This window comes from Chryseobacterium sp. Marseille-Q3244, from assembly GCF_940807095.1.
Classification (GTDB): domain Bacteria; phylum Bacteroidota; class Bacteroidia; order Flavobacteriales; family Weeksellaceae; genus Chryseobacterium.
This window is the reverse complement of record NZ_CALNWX010000002.1, coordinates 391,733-412,804: the sequence shown is the minus strand read 5'-3', so window position 1 is coordinate 412,804 and position 21,072 is coordinate 391,733. Positions and strand designations below refer to the sequence as shown.

The 21,072-nt window shown below is 35.1% G+C and carries 21 protein-coding genes and 3 tRNA genes; 1 reads left to right on the top strand and 23 read right to left on the bottom strand.

Annotated features, from left to right (window positions below):
• Positions 1–317 precede the first annotated feature (317 nt).
• From NBX25_RS05010 to NBX25_RS04900, 23 genes are all read right to left on the bottom strand, one after another.
• Positions 318–1,541: a site-specific integrase gene (locus tag NBX25_RS05010; RefSeq protein ID WP_002981237.1), complete on the bottom strand. Its 1,224-nt coding sequence runs from the start codon at positions 1,539–1,541 to the stop codon at positions 318–320.
• A 247-nt stretch (positions 1,542–1,788) separates the two neighbouring features.
• A tRNA-Asp gene (locus NBX25_RS05005) sits at positions 1,789–1,862 on the bottom strand.
• Positions 1,863–1,895: 33 nt separating this feature from the next.
• Positions 1,896–1,969: transfer RNA gene (locus NBX25_RS05000), tRNA-Asp, on the bottom strand.
• Between the two features lie 32 nt (positions 1,970–2,001).
• Positions 2,002–2,075 (bottom strand) — tRNA-Asp (locus NBX25_RS04995).
• A gap of 131 nt (positions 2,076–2,206) precedes the next feature.
• Entirely contained in the window at positions 2,207–2,524 is a 318-nt protein-coding gene (trxA, locus tag NBX25_RS04990) for a thioredoxin (protein WP_027374941.1), read from the bottom strand.
• A gap of 83 nt (positions 2,525–2,607) precedes the next feature.
• Positions 2,608–3,783, bottom strand: a complete 1,176-nt coding sequence (locus NBX25_RS04985) for a cysteine desulfurase family protein (protein WP_250253002.1) — start codon at positions 3,781–3,783, stop codon at positions 2,608–2,610.
• 2 nt (positions 3,784–3,785) lie between these two features.
• A complete protein-coding gene (locus NBX25_RS04980) occupies positions 3,786–4,259 on the bottom strand; it encodes a hypothetical protein (RefSeq protein WP_250253000.1) in 474 nt (157 codons plus the stop codon).
• Positions 4,260–4,283: 24 nt separating this feature from the next.
• Positions 4,284–4,871 (bottom strand): HAD-IB family hydrolase, encoded by a 588-nt coding sequence (locus tag NBX25_RS04975; protein WP_123908645.1) that lies wholly within the window; start codon positions 4,869–4,871, stop codon positions 4,284–4,286.
• Between the two features lie 4 nt (positions 4,872–4,875).
• Complete coding sequence (locus NBX25_RS04970; RefSeq protein ID WP_123908646.1) at positions 4,876–5,601, bottom strand: SDR family NAD(P)-dependent oxidoreductase; 726 nt, start codon at positions 5,599–5,601, stop codon at positions 4,876–4,878.
• Positions 5,601–6,920, bottom strand: coding sequence for an FAD-binding oxidoreductase (locus NBX25_RS04965; protein WP_250252999.1), 1,320 nt, complete (start codon positions 6,918–6,920; stop codon positions 5,601–5,603). The genes NBX25_RS04970 and NBX25_RS04965 overlap by 1 nt, the downstream gene beginning before the upstream one ends.
• Positions 6,917–7,804 (bottom strand): decaprenyl-phosphate phosphoribosyltransferase, encoded by an 888-nt coding sequence (locus NBX25_RS04960; RefSeq protein ID WP_123908648.1) that lies wholly within the window; start codon positions 7,802–7,804, stop codon positions 6,917–6,919. Before NBX25_RS04960 ends, NBX25_RS04965 begins: the two co-directional genes overlap by 4 nt.
• A gap of 108 nt (positions 7,805–7,912) precedes the next feature.
• Positions 7,913–8,602 carry a YiaD family glycine zipper/OmpA-like lipoprotein gene (locus NBX25_RS04955; RefSeq protein WP_123908649.1) on the bottom strand — a complete coding sequence of 230 codons (690 nt, stop codon included), beginning with the start codon at positions 8,600–8,602 and terminating at the stop codon, positions 7,913–7,915.
• 26 nt (positions 8,603–8,628) lie between these two features.
• On the bottom strand, positions 8,629–9,120 hold the full coding sequence (locus NBX25_RS04950) for a lipocalin family protein (RefSeq protein ID WP_068941648.1): 492 nt from the start codon (positions 9,118–9,120) through the stop codon (positions 8,629–8,631).
• A gap of 227 nt (positions 9,121–9,347) precedes the next feature.
• Entirely contained in the window at positions 9,348–11,030 is a 1,683-nt protein-coding gene (locus NBX25_RS04945; RefSeq protein WP_250252997.1) for a S8 family serine peptidase, read from the bottom strand.
• A 76-nt stretch (positions 11,031–11,106) separates the two neighbouring features.
• Complete coding sequence (locus NBX25_RS04940) at positions 11,107–11,724, bottom strand: WbqC family protein (protein ID WP_410493996.1); 618 nt, start codon at positions 11,722–11,724, stop codon at positions 11,107–11,109.
• A gap of 57 nt (positions 11,725–11,781) precedes the next feature.
• Complete coding sequence (gene lepB / locus NBX25_RS04935) at positions 11,782–13,431, bottom strand: signal peptidase I (RefSeq protein ID WP_250252995.1); 1,650 nt, start codon at positions 13,429–13,431, stop codon at positions 11,782–11,784.
• A 131-nt stretch (positions 13,432–13,562) separates the two neighbouring features.
• A complete protein-coding gene (gene dapB, locus NBX25_RS04930; protein WP_250252993.1) occupies positions 13,563–14,264 on the bottom strand; it encodes a 4-hydroxy-tetrahydrodipicolinate reductase in 702 nt (233 codons plus the stop codon).
• 60 nt (positions 14,265–14,324) lie between these two features.
• Positions 14,325–14,963 (bottom strand): DUF5683 domain-containing protein, encoded by a 639-nt coding sequence (locus tag NBX25_RS04925; RefSeq protein WP_123908653.1) that lies wholly within the window; start codon positions 14,961–14,963, stop codon positions 14,325–14,327.
• Positions 14,964–15,854: a ParB/RepB/Spo0J family partition protein gene (locus tag NBX25_RS04920; protein WP_123908654.1), complete on the bottom strand. Its 891-nt coding sequence runs from the start codon at positions 15,852–15,854 to the stop codon at positions 14,964–14,966.
• A gap of 69 nt (positions 15,855–15,923) precedes the next feature.
• Complete coding sequence (locus NBX25_RS04915) at positions 15,924–16,697, bottom strand: ParA family protein (RefSeq protein ID WP_115973537.1); 774 nt, start codon at positions 16,695–16,697, stop codon at positions 15,924–15,926.
• 163 nt (positions 16,698–16,860) lie between these two features.
• Entirely contained in the window at positions 16,861–17,703 is an 843-nt protein-coding gene (locus NBX25_RS04910; RefSeq protein ID WP_250252991.1) for an energy transducer TonB, read from the bottom strand.
• A 196-nt stretch (positions 17,704–17,899) separates the two neighbouring features.
• Positions 17,900–18,190, bottom strand: coding sequence for a hypothetical protein (locus tag NBX25_RS04905; RefSeq protein ID WP_123908656.1), 291 nt, complete (start codon positions 18,188–18,190; stop codon positions 17,900–17,902).
• Positions 18,191–18,347: 157 nt separating this feature from the next.
• A complete protein-coding gene (locus NBX25_RS04900) occupies positions 18,348–19,634 on the bottom strand; it encodes an adenylosuccinate synthase (protein WP_123908657.1) in 1,287 nt (428 codons plus the stop codon).
• 186 nt (positions 19,635–19,820) lie between these two features.
• On the opposite strand from NBX25_RS04900, the gene NBX25_RS04895 reads away from it, so the two are divergent.
• Positions 19,821–21,026 (top strand): hypothetical protein, encoded by a 1,206-nt coding sequence (locus tag NBX25_RS04895; RefSeq protein ID WP_250252989.1) that lies wholly within the window; start codon positions 19,821–19,823, stop codon positions 21,024–21,026.
• Positions 21,027–21,072: the final 46 nt, after the last annotated feature.

Sequence of the window (21,072 nt, the reverse complement as noted above, 5' to 3'; positions counted from 1 at the left end):
CTAACCTCACACAACTCCCTACAGGAAAAATATTAGGATGTTTTTTGCTAAATTCAAATCTTACGATCTCTCTTGGAAATCGAAAGATATATAAATAAAAAATATATGAAGATTATTAACAAAAGATGACTAGCAGCTTTTTTAGGATGTCGAACTTAAGTTTTGTCTTCTTCAAGACATTTTTGAAATCTTAACAGACAAATTTCAATATCTTTTTAAAAAAACTGTATCATTACTTTACAAGGCATATCAACTTCGAATATAGATCCTCTATACAACTATCTTTGTCTGATAATTTAATTATCTCAGAAATCTTTTTACATTCTTTTGTCAAGATATTTTTGTTTAAGTAACATCATGTCCTCACTAACTTTGCTATCTAATATCTTCGCATAATGCTGCGTAGTTTTAATACTTTTATGACCTAGCATTTTACTTACACTTTCAATAGAGACCCCGTTAGATAAAGTAACGGTTGTTGCAAAAGTGTGGCGTGCAATATGGTAAGTTAATTCCTTATTGATACCACACAGATCTGCAATTTCTTTCAAATAGGCATTCATCTTTTGATTACTAAGAATAGGCAGAAGTTTTCCACTATTAAGGCAAGCCGGATGATTTTTGTATTTTTTAATAATTTTCTCTGTTTGAGAAAGTATGGGAATATTAGAAGTAGTTTTAGTTTTCTGACGTTTGGTATAAATCCATTGAGAGCCATCAAGACCTAAATTGATATTTTGATATGTTAGTTTTTGGGTATCAATGTACGCCAGTCCGGTGAAACAGCTGAACAGAAAAATATCTCTAACCAAAGACAATCTCTCATTTGTAAAATCTTTGGTAAAAAGCACTTCAATTTCCTGTTCATTAAGAAACATTCTCGTCACTTCATTAAACTTAGAATGATAGTTCATAAAAGGGTCTCGCTCTATCCATCCATTCGCAAGACAAATACGAACAATCTTACCAAAATTCTTAATATACTTAACAGCAGAATTATTGTTGCAGGATCTCTCGGTTCTTAAAAAAAATTCAAAATCATTTAGAAAAGCATAATCAATCTTTTTAATTTCAATGTCGGTAATACTATATTTCCATTTCAAGAAATCTTTTGTATGTTTGAGACATGTTTTATAACGTGTCAATGTTCCTTGTGCAAATTCTTTTTCAATCAGTTTCTCCATTCGATCATTATGATCCTGAAAAATAGGAATGAGCATTCTGGTCAATTTACCTTTACCAACTAACTTATTTTTAAGAGTCTCACAAGTTACTGTTTCCTTATCTCTGATTAATTCGTGATAGGCATCATAAACTTTCTGCTCAAAAGTTTTCAAATAAAAATTAAGTGATCTAAATTCTTCAGAAGAGCCACTAACCTTCTGCATTGCAGAATTCCATTTTGAAGCCTTTACTGTACGTTTTGTGCTTATCTCGGATATCTTGCCATCAATTGTAATTCGTAAGTAAATAGGAGACTCTCCTAAAGAATTGATTTTAGCTTTTTTTACATAGAAAAGTAAATTGAATGTCTTGTTCATTTCGTAAAGGGTTTGAGATTTAAAATTAATCTTAGCAAAAACTTATCACAAGATATTCAGTTCCTGAACTAGCTACTGAACAGGGTTTGTTGAATTTTCAGTGACCTTTTTAAACCTATTTTAACAGGTCACTGAATAGGTCACTTTCAAATTGTGCTTTTTTAACTTTCTTTGAATAGACATAAAACGAAAAAAGCTTTAAAACATATGTTTTAAAGCTTTTTGCACTACTTTGATATTGTAGTTGCGATCCGGACGGGACTCGAACCCGCGACCTCCGCCGTGACAGGGCGGCATTCTAACCAGCTGAACTACCGGATCAATTTTTTTAAAAAGAAATTGAGAAAACTTCTGCGATCCGGACGGGACTCGAACCCGCGACCTCCGCCGTGACAGGGCGGCATTCTAACCAGCTGAACTACCGGATCAATTTTTTTAAAAGTAATTGAAAAACTTTATGCGATCCGGACGGGACTCGAACCCGCGACCTCCGCCGTGACAGGGCGGCATTCTAACCAGCTGAACTACCGGATCATGTTTTTTTGTGAAAGAACGTCGTTTCTTTTTCGTGGTTGCAAAATTACACCTTTTTTTATTACCTGCAAATTATTTTCAAAAAAAATGCCTCCCAATCGTGGAAGGCATTCATTATCAAACTTATTTTTTTATAAGTGAGCGCTTAGTTTTTCAGCGATTACCTCTTTTGGAGCTACACCTACTAATTTATCTACTACTTCTCCATTCTTAAAAATAAGAACGGTAGGGATATTTCTAATACCATACTGCATTGAAATCTCCTGGTTGTTGTCAACATCCACTTTCCCCACTACTGCTTTCCCTTCAAAATCTGATGCTACTTCTTCGATGATTGGTCCTAACGTTCTGCAAGGTCCACACCATACTGCCCAGAAGTCTACTAAAACTGGTTTATCTGATTTTAAAACCGTATCCTGGAATGAGCTGTCTGTAATTTCTAAAGCCATTTTGTTTCTTTTATTTTAATTAATATTATTTTTCTTTTTCAATTCTATTGAGTGTTCAAAATTACGACTTTTACATCATAAGACTATCTATGCTCAACATTAGTTTTTTCTATAGCATAGTCTTTTGAAATCTCTTTTAAAACATCCACTAATGCATCTATATCACCTTTTGTAGTCATATGACTGAAAGATATACGTAATGGCGTACAATGATCCATTTCATCCTCTGAAAGTACCATCATCATAACCATTGATGGTTTAGATGCTCCGGAAGAACATGCGCTTCCCTGAGAAATAGCAATCCCTTTCATATCCAGTTGAAGACCGATTAACGGGTTTTTATATGGCAATAAAGCACTTAAAACCGTATAAAGACTGTTTTCTTTTTCAGCACTCCTTCCATTGAATTTTATCCCTCCAACTTCAGCAGATAATCTTTCAATAGCGTAATCCTTGATTTCCTGCATGTGCTGGGTATATTCATTCATATGATCCAGAGAAAGCTCTAAAGCTTTACCCAATCCTACAATACCACAAACATTTTCAGTTCCTGCTCTCAGACTTCTTTCCTGAGGTCCTCCGGTAATAATTCCTTTTAAACCTGTTGATTTTCTGATGTAAGCAAAGCCTGAACCTTTTGGTCCATGAAACTTGTGGGCACTACATGAAGCAAAATCTACAGGAATATCTGAGAAATCAAGATTCATGTGAGCCATCGTTTGCACAGTATCCGAATGGAAAAGAGCATTATGCGCCTTACAAAGCTCAGCTACTTTTTTAAGATCCATAAGGTTACCGATCTCGTTGTTGGCATGCATTAAGCTTACCAAAGTCTTTTTATCTGAAGCTTTTAATAATTCTTCTAGTTTATTAAGATCAATATCTCCTTTTTCATTAGGACGGATATAATTTACTTCTACCCCTTTTCTCGCTTTCATATCCAGGATACTTTCAGAAACACATTTATGTTCCAAAGGCGAGCTGATAATTCTCTCTACTCCAAGGTGTTCTACCGAGGATTTGATAATCATATTGTTGGATTCTGTTCCACAGGAAGTAAAAATGATCTCAGCAGGAGTTACATGAAGATAGTCTGCAACCTGTCTTCTTACATTTTCAATAAGGATTTTGGCTTCCTGTCCAAAGCTATGAGTTGAAGACGGGTTTCCGAAGTTCATCTTCATCGTACCAACCATTGCATCTATAACTTCTTCTGCAAGAGGAGTGGTTGCGGCATTATCTAAATATATTTTATCCATTATTATTTTGAATATTTTAATTCTACGGAGGTAAACTGGTAATTTGCAGGAACAGCAAAAACGAACCAAGGATTGGAAAGCACCTGAATTTCCATTCCACCGGAAGGTTCTCCAGCCGGAACTTCTACATACAGGACATTATTCTTTACATATACCCCTTTAATTTCATTGATACTATGGCTACCTGATCTGAAACTCCCAAGATTGTATACAATAACTTTCTTGTCTTTAGGGAATTTCGGATAATTGGATGCAGCATCCTTTCCTTCTTCTATCACTTGAAAACCTACTTTTCCCAAAGCAAGATATTCTTTTTCATCTTTAATGATCCTGAAACCTGGCTGCTCGGCACCCCCTTGAGAGTTGGTTACCAGAAGTTCTGCTTTCTGCTGCATATCAGACAATTTTTGTTGAGATGTTGTTGTACCTGCACAGCTCATCAGGATCGCTGTACATGCCATTAACAGACTTTTCATTTTTTTCACTTTTATCACCCAAAATTAGTGAAAAAATTGGTAATGTCCCTCATTTGCCCATTTCAACATTGGCTTATCCCCGGAAGTATCACCAAATGCAATAATTTTGTCATATCTGGAATCGTTAATTTCTTCTTTTATCCGCACCAGTTTTTCTTTACCGTTACAATTTTTTCCAATGAAGTTTCCCGTGAAGACCCCGTTCTTGAACTCAGCCCGTGTAGAAACAAGCTGCATTTTTAATACTTCAGCAAAAGGTTTTACCCAGATATCCAAAGAAGCAGTTACCAATAAACTTTTTGTATGATCCCTATCGATATTTTGAATAAAATCCAGTGCATTTTCCCTTACGATTCTGGGATAATGCAATTCAAAGAACTGCTTGGATTTCAATTCTATCTTCTCCTGGGTCTGTCCTTTTAAGATAGATCCGATAAAGCTTTTCTTCACTTTTTCAGTTTCTGCCAATTTAAGCTTCAATAGGATAAAAAGCGGTACATGCTTTAAAAATTGTATTCTATATTTTGTAGAATCGTAAAATTTAAGATACATAAACATAGTATCCTTATACGTCAGGGTTCCGTCAAAATCAAAACAATACAACTTTTTCATTTTTTTAAAGCTTTAACTTTTTAAATATAAATTCAGGGATATTCCTGATAATCATCATGATAATACTCCAAATCGGCAAAACATATGCCACATTCTTCTGTTTTTTGAACGCTTTATAAATACAAGCGGCTGCCTGCTTGGGCGTTGCCGTTAATTTGGGATTTAAGGGCAGACCTTCTGTCATTTTAGTCGCCATAAACCCAGGTTTTATCGTCAGTACATGTACTTTTTTACTAAAAAGATAATTTCTGAGTCCACTCAGATACGCTGTAAAAGCAGCCTTTGCACTTCCGTAAATAAAATTACTCTGTCTTCCACGATCTCCTGCCACTGATGAAAGTCCGATGATTGTTCCCGATCTTCTGCTTTCAAATTTATGGGCAAAATAATTCATTACCGGAATCAGTTTAGAGTAATTGATATTAATAATACGTTCTGTATTCTTATTATCATACAATCCTTCCTCTGTTCCTTCACCCAAATATCCTACGGCACAAAATAATACATTTGAATTGATATAATCAAATCTGTTATAATCTATTTCTTTCATCAGATCCAGTTCTATTACTTCGGACTGTTGCAGAAATTTCACATCAATATGTCTTGCAAACCTTTCTGTAGTTTCTTTATTTGAGGTAAAAAGATAGATTTTTTCAAACTTTTCTCCTTCCTGAAGTGCTTTTTCCACAAAAGCCTGTGCCACTTCAGATGTACTTCCCAGAACTATCATTATGAATTGTTGTTTAAGATTCTTTTGTGCTGTAAAGACACAAATTTAGGACTTCTAATATTTTTCAGGTAATTAGTTAATGAAGATCTGCTCATGCTGTCTTTAGTAAGATAAATTCTTCCTCCGAACTCCTGAACAATACTATCTAACTGGTCTACCAGCTTTTTCAGTTTTGAATTGACTTTAAAATCCAGCGCCAATGTATACCCTTCCACAGGGAAAGAATTGTAAGCCTCCGGATTATTCTTTCCGAAAAGTTTCAACACCGCTAAGAATGAACCGTTCCCACTGTTAGCAATCGTTTCAAGAATTCTCTTCATTCCTTCTTTTCCTGCTTCTTTCGGAATCACCATCTGATATTGTATGAAACCGGATTTACCATAGATCTTATTCCATTCATTGATGGCATCCAAAGGATAGAAAAACGTTTCGTAATCAATGAAGTTCTTGACTTCTTTTTTGGATTGTTTTTTATAATACAGCCAGTTAAAAATCTTTACCGTAAGGGCATTCAATACAAATCCCGGAAAATAAAAAGGAACAGTAGGCTGTAATTTTTTCTTTAATCTTAAGGGAGTTTTTCCCATACTCTGAGGCAATTCATGCTGGAAAGCATGCTCTCCCCTCATCAGAATACTCCTTCCGATATTTTTCCCTTTCTGAAGGCAATCAATCCACGCTACGGTATACGTCCAGCTTTCACTTTCGTCAAACAGCTTAAAAATCTCATCAAGATTGTCTGCTTTGATACTCTCCTGGCGGATATAAGCAGATTCTATGTTTTTAAGCTTAAATTTTGCGGTCAGAATGATTCCTGTAAGTCCCATTCCACCAATCGTAGCCCAAAACTTTTCTGAATTTTCTTCTCTTGAACAGGTAATGATCTCCCCATTCTCAACCATCAGTTTAAATTCAATCACATATTCCGAAAAACAACCTTCTGCATGGTGATTCTTTCCATGTACATCAGAAGCAATAGCTCCTCCCACAGAAACAAATTTTGTCCCTGGAGTTACATATAGGAAATATCCTTGTGGAACTGATATTTCAAGTACATCCGAAAGCAATACCCCGGATTCACATTCTATGATCCCGTTCAAACGATCAAAACTGATAAATTTATTTAATTTTTTGGTGGAAAATATACTTTCCCCCAATGAGGCATCTCCATAACATCTTCCGTTTCCTCTTGCGATAACTTCATTGTGGTTGAGTACAAACTCTTTTATATTTTTGAAGCTGTCCTCAGATCTCATTTCTTTTTCCACTACCGGGAAATTGCCCCAGTTTGTAACTTTCTGTGTGAAATTTGGCTTCATTTCTTAAAGTAAATTTGAATTAAAAATGTGGCCACCCAAAGTAATAAAGTAACCTGTATATAACGGTCTCTGTACACAATTTTTGTGGGAGATTCTGTTCTGTTGTACACCAGGGTCTGCTGCAGATATCTTAAAAGAGCAAATACAACAAAAACTACGGTATAAAAAACTCTTTCATGAAATCTTGCCTGCACTTCCGGCGAAAGGGTAAACATCAGATAACAAACAATTGCCAGTGTGATGGATATGGATAATGCAATGTCCGCAAACTGTACATTATAACCATCCAGAGCCTTTCTAGTTTTTCCTGAAACCTGAGCATTAATAAGTTCACCTCTCCTCTTTCCGATGGCTAATACCAATGCCAGTACAAAAGTCAGTAAGATTGCCCATTGGGAAATACTGATCCCGGTAATATAACCACCTGCCAGAACACGCAGTACAAATCCTATGGCAATGATAAATATATCAATGATCGGAACATGCTTCAATCTGAATGTATATGCAAGATTCATCATCACATAAAAAGCGATAATCGTTGCAAATTTCCATAACGGCTGATGGAAATACAGTTGTGCAAAGCCAACAAAAGCAATATCTGCAATCAAAAGCCCAATAAGGATTCCTATGGCCGTAGATTTTGAAATGGCACCACTCGCCAGCGGGCGTCTTCTTTTTTCAGGATGTTTCCTATCTGCCTCAATGTCATTATAATCATTCAGAATATAAACAACGCTTGCTGCAAATGAGAAGATGATAAAAGCAAAGATACTTTTGGTAAGTAAATCAAAATTGGTAATGTTACCGGAGAAAAATAGAGGGACAAATACAAAAAGGTTTTTCACCCATTGCTCCACCCGGAGCAGCTTTAAATATTTTTTCATTTATGTTATTTCAATTACAAAAATAATAAATTCAAAATTGACAGGTATAAAAATACAAAAAAAACCGCCGGGGCGGTCTTTTACGAAAATATTTATATATTAAATTAATTACTGCCCTTGCTTGGCATCATTAATCATTTTCTCATTTGCAGTAATAGCAAATTCAACTCTTCTGTTTTTAGCTCTTCCTTCGTCTGTATCGTTGCTTGCAACCGGCATGTTTTTACCTTCACCTTTTGTGAACATTCTGCTTCCTGCCAATCCTTTTCCTACTAAGTAAGCTTTTACAGCATCTGCTCTTCTTTGAGAAAGGGCCATGTTGTAAGCATCCTTACCTACGCTGTCTGTGTGTCCGTAGATATTAATGTTAGTATCAGGATTATCAGCCAATACTTTAGCTAATTTATCTAAGTTACTTTGCGCTACAGAAGTAAGATTTGAAGAGTCGAAAGCGAAGTTTACGATACTTTCATTCATCGTAACTTTAATACCATCTCCTACTCTTTCTACCTGAGCACCTGGTAAAGTTTCTTTAATATCTTTTGCCTGCTTATCCATTTTGTTACCGATAACGTTACCTGCAACACCACCGATAATACCACCTAGTACAGCACCAATAGCACCATTACCTCCTTTTCCTACATTATTTCCAAGAATACCACCTAGCACAGCTCCTGAAGCTACCCCTACAGCAGTACCTCTTTGTTGGTGATTTGAATTTTGAACGGCTTCACAACTTGTCAATAATAATGCTGATGACAAGAAAAGAGCTCCTACGTATGTTTTAGTAAATTTCATTTTTTTAATCTTTTATGTTATTTAAATTATTTCATTCCAGTTCTTTCGAAGTTGTAAACTACTTTTACACTTCCTCCTTCAAATGGAACATCTTGCTGAAGAGAAAACTGATCTGTGCTTTGGTTGATTACCGATAAAGTATACCCTGCAATATTCTGTTTTGCTTTTGTACCTGCAAGAACTTTTTTAAACATAAATGTATCACCATTCTTTATTTCAAACTTGATAGGCTGTGTAATGGCTGGACAGCTTCCTCCTCCGTTCAGGGTATAAGCACCTGTCCAGTTGTTCGGAATCAATCTCCAGTGGCTTCCTACGAAACACTGCGCATCTGCCCCTTCGTCAAAAGGCTTAATTTTATAACCTTTGTCGTAGTCTATGCTCACAATCTGCCAGTCTCCTTTTAATTTAAGGAAGTCAGCTCTTTGATTCTGAGATGTAGCTGCGTTATTCACAGAGGAACAAGACACTGCAAAAAGTGATGTTCCTAACATCCCTGCAAGTAGTAACTTTTTCATTTTGTTGTTTATTATTTTGTTACATTAAAGTTACAAAAAACCGTGCCAAAATTGTATTTAAAAAATAAAAAAGTCCGAAAAATTTCGGACTCTTTTATTAGCTATTTAAAAATGAATATTTTAACATTTTTGCTGAAGAAAACAAAAACAGCATCTTATCGTAGTTCACCATTGATATCTCCAACTTCTCCATTCATAAAATGGATATCATAATCATTTATAAATAATTATTTTCTAACAGCTTTACTTGCTTTTTTAATCACTTTAACACCAGGAGCTTTGCTTCCGTTATAGAAATTATTATAAGCGTATTCAGCGGCTTTTTTTACGTCTATAACACCTCCTGCAGCAGAAAAATCAGTAAAACCATTCGCTGAGCTCGGATTACTCGATTTTTTCAATGATTCAATGATCTGATCAGGTTTAAGGTTGGGCATATAAGCCAGCAGAACTGCTGCAGCTCCTGATACTACAGGAGAAGCCATCGATGTTCCATCCAGATACTCATACTTACTTCCTTTCACCGTTGAATAGATTCTTTCTCCCGGAGCAAAAACATCTACCATTTTCTTATTGAAGTTGGAGAAACTTGCTCTAAGGGCATTATTATCATTTGTACTTGCTCCTACTACAATTACGTTATTGACAAATGGTTTTTCATCATTAACATTTTTATAGTTGGTAGGATATGCTAAATGTTCTGCTACATCTTCATTCTCATTACCGGCTGCTTTTACCAAAAGAACTCCTTTATCCTCAGCATATTTAAACGCATCCCAAACTACATTTTTACCTGGAGAAACCGGCTTACCAAAACTCATATTCAGGATTTTAGCACCATTATCTACGGCGTATCTGATTGCATTGGCAACGTCTTTATCTCTTTCATCTCCATCAGGCACAGCTCTTACAGTCATAATTTTAGCTACTCTTGAAGCAATCCCATGTTGAATTTCTTTTCCTTGTGGAAGTCCTGCAATAATTCCAGCTACGTGGGTTCCGTGTTCTGCATCAGGTCCTTCGTAATGATTGTTTCCGTAATTCTTTTCAGAATAATCATCATAGTTATCTCCTACGATTTCTTTTCTCGGATCATATGAAAGGTCATATTGTTTTGCTGCCGGTGCAAAATGATCAATCGCTTCTTTCATATCTTTTTTCATCCTCTCTTCAAATTCAGCAGAGGATTTTCCTTTAAAATCCGGACTTTGAGAAACCTGGCTTAAAACCTCCAAAGCAACAGCATCCTTTTGATCCGTAGGCTTCTTAATGGCTGCAATATTTTCTGCCGTTACTGGTTTTCCAGCCAACAGCTTCACCATATTAGGGATCAGCTCATTAATCATAGAATAAGTTCTGAAATTTTGCTGAGATTCCACACTTTTCTTTGTGAAAAGATCTTTGGCTTTCATATACATGGCAAAGTCTTCCGGCATTTTAGCCTGATTAGCTTTGTTCTTTGCAGAGTCATCTCCTTCAAAAAGAGGTTTGTATTTGGCTACAACTCTTGTTACTTCCATGTTATCGATGTCAATATCACCATTTTTCCCTCCAATAAAGTTCCAACCGTGAATGTCATCGATATATCCGTTTCCATCATCATCTTTTCCGTTTCCAGGTATTTCATTAGGATTACTCCACATATTTTTCACCAATCCCGGATGATCTACCTGAACGCCACTATCCAACACTCCAACGACTACCGTTTTAGGCTTTAATCCTTTTGATTCCAGATATTTATATGCATTTTCAGTATTGACACCATATACTTTTGAAGTTGCAAAATCTTTGTGATACCACATCATCAGATTTTTATCTTCATTCGGGTCAACACTTTTAGCTTTTGACTCCTGTGCAAAGGAGAATCCAAAACCCGTCAAAAAAACTGCAGCTAATAATACCTTTTTCATATATTGATATTTGTTTTAAAGTCATATACAACCGTCATCTGTTTTTGTAATCTATACTGATAGTGACGATCCTATATTAATGTTTTATATTTTTTATGTAAACAAGCGATTCAGGACCTTTGTTACAGATAAGATCCAGAACCGATAAATCTTCCAAAAAACCTAATTTGTCTGAAAAGGTCTGATAATAACTTTCCATTTCAAATTCTGAAGGATGTTTTGCAGAAAATTTTTCTCTGAAACTGACCCCTTCCGGATTTTTGATATATTCTTCATTCAAAGAGTGTGCCTTTTCTGTTTTCAGTATCTGTTGGATGATTTCTAACCCTTTAAGGTTAAAATCCAAAAGAAACTTTTCTTTCAGGTCGAAGATCTTTCTGAATTTATCTTCATAGTACTCAAAATAAGGAGAACTCTGATAGGCTGTCTGAATTGATTTCCAGTGAAGTGTTCTCCAATCTTCCCTGTAAGAAATCTCAATATCTTTAAATGCTCTTTTCCCGTTATGATTGATGGGAATTATAAGAGATAATTTTCCGTTAGCCCCATAGATATTGGTTCTGTTTCTATAGGTTTGCTTCGGAAAGTTTTCAAACTGTTCCAATACAATTTCATTTTCAGCGTCTAAAAACACTGAAAACCATGAAACCGGTGGCATGTAAAATACCGGCAATAAAACATTCTTCATATTCATAATGCAAAAATGAAGTATTTTTTCAAATACTTCATTCTATTTTAAGTTTAATTTTATTTATAGTTCGTCTTCTGTCTTATTCTTTCTGAATAATTTCACGAAATACTCCCAACCAAAGAATAATATTAAAATCATAGCTGCAATCCACCAGTATGAAGTTTTATTAGCTTCTCCTGTATTGGTTGCTTTAAACATTCTGTCCCAACGGATCTTGAACGGTGCCTGATAGGTAGAGCTGCTGTCTGCAAAAGCTCCCTGAAGACTCATCCATGTAAACATTGGTTTTCCAACGATATTTTCTTCCGGAACAAAACCAAAGAACCTTGCATCTAATGAAGCATCTCTGTTATCCCCTACCATCATGTAGTAATCTTGCTGGATGGTATATTGGTTCGCTTCTTTTCCGTTGATAAAGATTTTCCCGTTTTTCTTTTCTAAGCTGTTGTGCTCATATTCCGAAATAATCCACTGGAACATTGGAAGGGTTTCGTTGTTGATCGCTACCACATCTCCTTTTTTAGGAATTCTTACCGGACCATACCAATCCTGGTTCCAAGGTTTATTAACAGGGAAAATAGACTGTGTTGTATCGATTTTAGTTCTGGCTTCGTCTCTATAAGCTATTGCAGCTTCTCCTTTCACCGAAACATCTTCTTTCATGTCTACAACATGAGGAAGCTCTTTAATATCTTTCGCAATTTTATCTGTCAGCCCCTGGAAACCATAGATAAATCCACCATTATTCTGCTGCACTTCCTGTACCGGTAAAAATCCATAGGCTTTGTATAATGTAGGAATGTCTAACTGGCTATCAGTAGTTACAATATACCTGTGCTGTACTTCCTGATCTCCTAAAACTGTTTCCGGTTTTCCGTTGACGAAAAGTCTTCCGGCTCTCATTTCAAAAGTATCACCTGCTGTAGCCACACATCTTTTTACATAAGGATCTTTTCTGTCGATTGCCGTGTGAACTGAATCCTGAGGGTAGTTGAACACTACTACATCATTTTTCTGCGGCTTATTGAACTGTAAAATTCTTGTATAAGGTAATTTTACTCCGTCTACATAAGATTTAGGATCATCTTTAGGGTTTCCTTTCTGTCCTGTATCCATGATTGTTCCCTGAAGGAAAGGTATTGCTAAAGGACGCATTGGAAGTCTGTATCCATAGCTCCATTTGTTTACGAAAAGAAAGTCTCCTACTAATAAGGTTCTCTCCATGGAACCTGTAGGAATTCCAAATGGCTGCGTTACAAAAACGTGAATAATCGTTGCAAATACTACTGCAAAAGTAATAGATCCCAGAAATGTATCTTTCTTTTTGGCTTCTTTTTCTTCATCAGTAAGAAACAGGTCATTTGCATTTTCATCTTCCAATTCTACATCTTTAGAATAGTTGATGATTGCCATATAGATGAACGGAAGAATCACTGTAAGGATCTGATCCTTGAAAAGCGTTTTTCCAAACTTCTTTACTAAATAAAGATGGAAAACAGACATCATGATTGGCCCTACAATCGGTAGATACGAAAGGATTGCCCACCATTTCGGATGTTTTGTTTCTTTTAAAATGATAAAATAGTTATAAAAAGGTATAAATGCAAATAAAGGACTATACCCCATTTTCTTAAACAACTTCCATGTTGAAATCCCCATTAATACGGATAAAATGAGGACATACACTGTATACGTTAAAAAATAATTCATAATTTTTTTGTGCCTATTCTTATGATATAAATGATAAATGATGAGTAATAAATGATAACAGCTTTTCCGCTATTGACAATTCACTATTCATCATTTTCATATTGGTCTGCAATTTACAGAATTTGTTACAATTAAAGCCCTAAAACATCCTTCATTCCGAAGTTTCCTTTTTTGTCTTTGATCCATTCGGCAGCAACTACTGCTCCTAATGCAAAGCCATTTCGGTTGAATGCGGTATGCTTGATCTCAATTTCATCCACTTCACTTCTGTAGAAAACACTGTGTGTTCCCGGAACTTCGTCTTCACGAACAGCAAAAATTCCCAGTTGGTTACCTTCTGTTTCTTCCAGTTTCCAGGCGTCAAATTTCGGATTATTATTAATGATCCCTTCTGCTATAGAAATTGCAGTTCCGCTTGGAGCATCTTTTTTATGGATATGGTGAATTTCTTCCAACTGACAAGAATATTCATTAACATTCTTCATTAGATCAGCCAGCTTTTCATTCAAAGCAAAAAATAAATTAACGCCTAAACTAAAGTTTGAACCATATAAAAAGGCAGTATCATTATCTACAGCCAGTTTTTCAATTTCAGCTTTTTTCTCCAGCCATCCTGTTGTTCCGCAAATTACCGGAATTTTATTTTCAAGGCAAGTTTTAATATTGTCATAGGCAACTTCCGGTAAGGAAAATTCAATAACAACATCCGGATTGTTAAGATTTTCAGCAGTTGGGGTTTCCTTCAGGCGAGCCACTACTTCGTGACCTCTTTTCTGTGCGATCTCATCAATGATCTTACCCATTTTACCGTAACCAACTAATGCTATTTTCATGTAATCTTTTTTATTTTGATTGTTACCTTCCACCTTTCGGTATCCTGTATGTATTGTCTATTAAAATCTATAACTTAAAGCGAATCCTGTTTTGGGTGCATCAAATCCGTATTGATCCTGGATTAATGATGGCTTAAAGGTTAAATCAGGATCATGACGGCTTTCATAGAGATGGGCATCCACTACGGCATCTACGATATTCAATATATAGATCAATCCTGTAATGGCAATGGCGTAATCTCTTTGTCTTTTCGCTCTGTCCTGAGCATTCCCTAATGCTATTTTATCTAGCCAAGGGCGAGCATCCACGAATTCATTTGGAGTACCGTTTAGCTTAGCGATATAGTATTCTCTGTATTTCTTGTATTGATTATCATTCCATACTGCAATACCGACTCCTGCTCCTACAGCTCCCCAAACGATTGGAATTTTCCAGTACTTTTTATTATAGAACTGTCCCAAACCTGGCAATACTGCAGAATACAGCCCAGCTCTGGTTGGGTTAAGTTTTACAGTTACCCTGGTAGGACCATTCGCTTTTTCAAGATCTTCGATGATCTTGGATTCTGTTTTGGTTGGTTTTATCAAACGAAGTTCTTCTTTCGTAGGTGTTTGTACCCGAACAGTATCAATAGGTGCAACTTGTGAGTATGCCAATGCAGTAATACACAAGAAAAATGTGAAAAATATTTTCTTCATTTATTTAATATGGGATAAAATATATTCCAGCTCTTCTTCATTTTTGAAGTCCAGAACAATTTTACCTTTTTTACCATTTCCAGAAGCCTTGATCTCCACTTTTACATCCAGGATGTCAGCGATAGTCTTCTGGGCTCTTTTATAGTTATTCGAAAGTTCGGCGTTTGCTTTTTTAGCTGCCGGAGACTTTGGATTTTTTAATGCTGCAGCGGCTTGTTCGGCCTGACGCACATTTAATTTTTCTTTAATGATAAGATCGAATAAAACCTGTTGATCTTCTTCACTTTCAAGACTGATGATTGCTCTACCATGTCCTGCAGAAATTTCACCGCTTCTGATCGCATTCTGAATATCCGGATTCAATCTTAAAAGCCTAATTGAATTGGTAATAGTGCTTCTATCTTTCCCTATTCTCTGGCTAAGATTTTCCTGAGTAAGACCGATTTCTTCCAAAAGCCTGTGATAGGTAAGGGCAATTTCGATTGCATCAAGATCTTCTCTCTGGATGTTCTCAACAAGAGCCATCTCAAGAAGCTCCTGGTCATTTACCAAACGAATATAAGCCGGAACCGTTGTTAAACCTGCAATTTTACTTGCTCTGTAACGTCTTTCCCCGGATATGATCTCGAATTTCTCACCGTCTTTTCTTAGGGTAATCGGTTGAATTATCCCTAAATTTTTAATAGACTGTGCTAATTCCTCTAGTGCTTTTTCATCAAAATAAGTTCTCGGCTGCGTTGGGTTCGGATATATATCTTCAAGCGCAACTTCTACAATATTTCCCACAAACTTATCTGCCCCCTCATCGGTAGCAGAGTTTACAGTTGCTTTGGATTCTGCACTTAAAATGGCGCCCAAGCCGCGTCCCATAGCTCTTTTTTTGTCCTTCATAGATATAATTGATAAATGATGTTTGTAAAGTGATGGTTACCAATCACTCATTGGCCATTTATTATTAATTTAATTCTTTATTAAGTTTTCGTTCTTTAAAAGAACTTCCTCAGCTAACTGAATATACTGAACTGCCCCTTTACTTTCGGCATCATAGTTCAGGATACTTTCTCCGAAACTCGGAGCTTCACTCAATCTTACGTTTCTGCTGATGATGGTTTCGAAAACCATTTCCGGGAAGTGAAGGTTTACTTCTTCCACTACCTGATTAGACAATCTTAATCTGCTGTCATACATCGTAAGTAGAAGACCTTCTATTCCAAGATCTTTGTTGTGGATCTTCTGAACATTTTTAACGGTATTCAAAAGTTTTCCAAGTCCTTCTAATGCAAAATATTCACACTGGATCGGGATAATTACAGAATCTGCTGCTGTAAGAGCATTTACTGTAATCAAACCTAAACTCGGTGCACAGTCGATGATAATATAATCATAATCATCTCTTACACTGGCTAAGGCTTTTTTCAGCATATATTCACGATCTTCCTTGTCTACCAATTCGATCTCTGCTGCTACCAGGTCAATATGTGATGGAATAATATCCAGATTCGGCGTTGCCGTTCTTTTGATACACGTTCTTGTATCTGCACTATGCTCCAATAGATTATATGTGGAATACTGAACATCTTCTACTCCCAAACCAGATGTAGCATTGGCCTGAGGATCAGCGTCAATAATCAATATTTTTTTTTCCAATACTCCTAATGCTGCGGCTAAGTTTACGGCAGTGGTCGTTTTTCCTACCCCACCTTTTTGATTAGCTATACCTATGATTTTTGCCATTATTAGAACTTTAAGTTTCAAAAATACACTTTTTTCTTTGCTCCCGATAGATAGAGAAAATCAAAATAGAGTTAAAATATTGTTAATAAGCAATTTAAGTATAAAAAAAATTATCCACAAAAAAAATTCTTTGTGGATAACTATTAAAAATTGATTTTTGATATTAATTATCAAACTTCATGGAGATTGGAAACTTGAAGTAACTTCTCACAAATTCACCTTTTTTATTTTTGGCAGGAATCCAGGTTCCTTTGTTTGAAATTGACTTCACTGTTCTGATTGCCTCATTATTAAAATCGGCATTGGTTCCGTTAGCTTTTACCCCTGAAATTGTTCCATCCATTTCTACAATGAATGTAACCGTAGTTTTTACTATTTCTTCTGATTCAAATCCTGAACCGTCGAAGTTCTTCATGACTTTATTTCTGAAAGAGTCTATTCCGCCTTTAAAACTGGCTTCTACGCCAAGTTCTCCTGACTCCACAATTTTACTTTTATCCACAACTTCCGGAATTACCGGCGGTGGCGTGTTGATTACCGGTCCCACAGGCGCCGTTGTTGGCACATGTGTATTCGGAGCTACTACATCGCCTTTAAAATTATCCTTAAAACCTGCTACAGCATCATCAGGAATAGGGTCCTTTTTCACATTATCCGTAGCATTTCTTGAGGGTGTAGGAACTGTACTGTCAAATGTTTTTGTATCAGGAGCAGTGGCTGGTTTTACAGGTGCAATGGTTACCGGTGGTGTATCAACAGGTTCATCGGGAATCACCATTGGTGGTGGAAGTTCCCATGGTTGTTCAATTACCTCCGGACCTTTAAAAGCTGATATTACAAATGGTGTAATGGATACAGCAGCCATTAAGCTTGCTCCTATAAAAAGTGCTTTAGTTAATATTCTATCTGATTCGTTTCTTAATACATAAGCACCGTATTCTTTGTTCCGGTGCTCAAAAAGAACTTCGTTGAAGCGAAATTCCTGGTTCTGATTCTGGTGTTTCATCACTATTACTATTTAAACTGTTAAAAAAAGTGATTATTAGTTTTATTAGTTCTTATCGATAAGCAATGTTTCAATATCAAAAGATTTGCCAGAATTTTACCAAAACAACATAATATTATAAAATTTTATGAAAATGTTTAAAATTTAACATTTCAACTATTGAAAATATATCCCTAAAATCCATCGAAGTATTGAATTATGTAAAAATCATCAGTAACATTATTAATGGTATTAATAACGCCAGAGCATTGATCATAATGAGAATTACTGAACTGATCTTTGCTTTTTTATAACTTTTGGCAGCAAAATATATAGCGGCAACACTAAACAGTAAGCTACAAACAACAAATAACATCAGCAGAAAATTACTGCGGATATTTATTGGAAACCCTAAATAAACACTTAGTAAAACAGCATATGCAATGGTAAAGTATACGCTAATTACAATATTGTTCATGGTAGATTGAGGTAATTTATTGTTTTCCATCTGATTATATTATAAGATTAAATATAAGGGTTTTCAATAACATCAACATTTTGAGAATATATGATTATCCATGCCAAGATTTAAAACCCTGACATGAAACAAAAAAAAGAGACCATCAAATCTGACAGTCTCTTATTATGTGTATGTTCTAAGAAAATTAGAATAATTCTTTTCTGATGATGTTCTGACTTCTTTCAGGACCTACAGAAACTAAATATACGTTAATTCCTAAATATTTTTCAATAAACTCGATGTATTTCTGAGCGTTATCAGGAAGTTCATCATAGCTTCTTGCTTTTGTGATATCTTCCTCCCAACCTGGTAAATCCTGGTAGATTGGCTCATAGTTGTATAATTTCTCTGTTGACGAAGTAAAGTAATCGATAATTTTTCCGTCTTCAGTTTTGTAATGTGTAACGATTTTAAGGTTTTCAATTCCTGTAAGAACGTCTAGTTTAGTAATGACAAGGTTATTGATTCCGTTAATCATACAAGCGTGCTTTAAAGAAACAAGGTCTAACCAACCTGTTCTTCTTGGTCTCCCTGTAGTTGCTCCGAATTCACCACCGATTTGTCTGATTTTCTCACCCAATTCGTTGTCTAATTCAGATGGGAAAGGTCCGTTTCCTACTCTTGTACAGTATGCTTTTGCTACCCCAATCAGGTTTTGAAGTGATGTTGGTGGAACTCCTGCTCCTGAACAAACTCCTCCTGTAGACGGTGAAGATGAAGTTACGTATGGATAAGTACCGAAGTCGATATCAAGCATTAATGCTTGTGCTCCTTCAAATAAAACGTTTTTACCGTCTCTGATCGCTTCATTTAGCTCTAATTCAGTATCAACGATTCTGTCCTGAAGCTGTTTTCCGATTTCTAAATATTCGTTATAGATTTCTTCAACGTCTAATGCAGGTTTTCCGTAATATTTTTCAAAAAGAGAATTTTTAACTTTTAAGTTTTTCTCAATTTTATCTCTTAAAATCTCAGGGTTTAATAGGTCAACCATTCTGATTCCGACTCTTGCAATTTTATCTTCATAACAAGGCCCGATTCCTTTTTTGGTTGTTCCGATCTGAGTTCCGCCGTGTTCCTCTTCACGGTAAGTATCCAAAAGGATGTGGTAAGGCATGATGACATGCGCTCTTCTGCTGATAAAAATGTGATCTGTTCTCAAGTTTTTGCTCTCGATCTGACCAACTTCTCTAATAAAAGACTTAGGGTTTACCACTACTCCGTTTGCAATGATACATTTCCCTTTGCATTGAAGAACTCCTGAAGGAAGAAGGTGCAGAACGAATTTTTCTTCACCAACATATACCGTGTGACCAGCGTTATCTCCTCCTTGGAAACGTACTACATAGTCCGATTTTGCTGATAAAACATCCGTGATTTTACCTTTACCTTCATCTCCATACTGAAGACCTACAACTACATAAGTTGACATATTTTACTTTTGTTTTAAGATTCGTGCAAAATTACTTTTAAAAAAAATGACTGCCAAATTATAGGGGATATTTATTTTTGGGTGGGGTGAAAATTAGGAGAAAAATTTGCATGCTAAAATAAATTCGGAGAAGAGAACAGTTAATTTTAATAATGTATATTTGAAAACTTAAAACCATGAAAAGAAATGATTGAGTCTGTAGAATCAATTTACAACAACTATATTGACAATTTAAATAGTGTAAGTTTATACTTCAATAAATTTGGAAAATTAGCAACAAGTGAGGATGAAAATATAAATGATACCTCGGGAAAGATGTTCAATGACGCATTCAACGAATATCAAGCCAAAATTGAAGAAGTTAAGTTTGAAAATGGAGAAAATCAAGAAGAAATTTTAAAAATTAGCCAAAGGCATCTAAGAAAGCTTGCACAAAGATTAAGAAAAAGAAACAACTTATCTCCAAAGAACTATGAAATACTATCTAATAGTTCGTTTTTAATGCTAAATAATTATTTTGAATATTTATTGGCAGATTTATTATCTTACTACTATAATAAATACAGTAATTCATTAAATGAAAAAGAGTTCAAATTTACTTTAAAAGAACTTTCTGAATATGAATCTATAAATGAAGCAATAAAAGACCTTATTGTTAAAGAAATTGAAACATTAATTTTAGAGAAGAGCTTCAATGAGCTTTTAGTGCATTTTGAGGACAAATTAAAAATACCATTAGAAAAAAATCTAGTTAATTGGAATAGTATTATTGAAATTAGGGAAAGAAGACATTTAATCGTTCATAATTCATCCACTGTAAATAAAAAATATATTGTTAGAACAAAAAATCCTTATAATTTTAATATAGGAGACAAGATTACTATTGATAAAATATATTTTCTAAATAGTCTTAAAGAATTTAAGTTAGCAGGATTACTATTGCTTTTTAATTGTTGGGGTAATTGGGATAAAGACAATATTAACAGAGCAATTAATGAGATTATGGTTCAATCTTTTGAAGATTTAAATCTTAAAAACTATGATACTGTTGCAAAAATTTGCAAGTATGCTGAAGTAATAATTCCCAAAAACAGTGAACAAGAAGATAATTTATTAAGAATAAAAATTAATCATGCCATAGCACTTAAAAGAACTAATAATCCTAAGTTGAGTGAAATTTTAAAAACTATTAAAGTTGGAACAGCTACACCGATTTTTAAAGTTGCACATAAAATTCTATGTGGTGATTTTAATGACATAGACTCAGAAATAAAAAAAGCCATTATATTAGAAGAATTAAACAAAGACCAATATCTAGAATGGCCAATTTTTGAAGAAGTCAGAAATATAACTGATATTGACACAAAAGTAATGACACTTTTAAATGACTAGAAACCAAAAGTTCATAATTTTATTTTATTATTGATATAGCCATAAC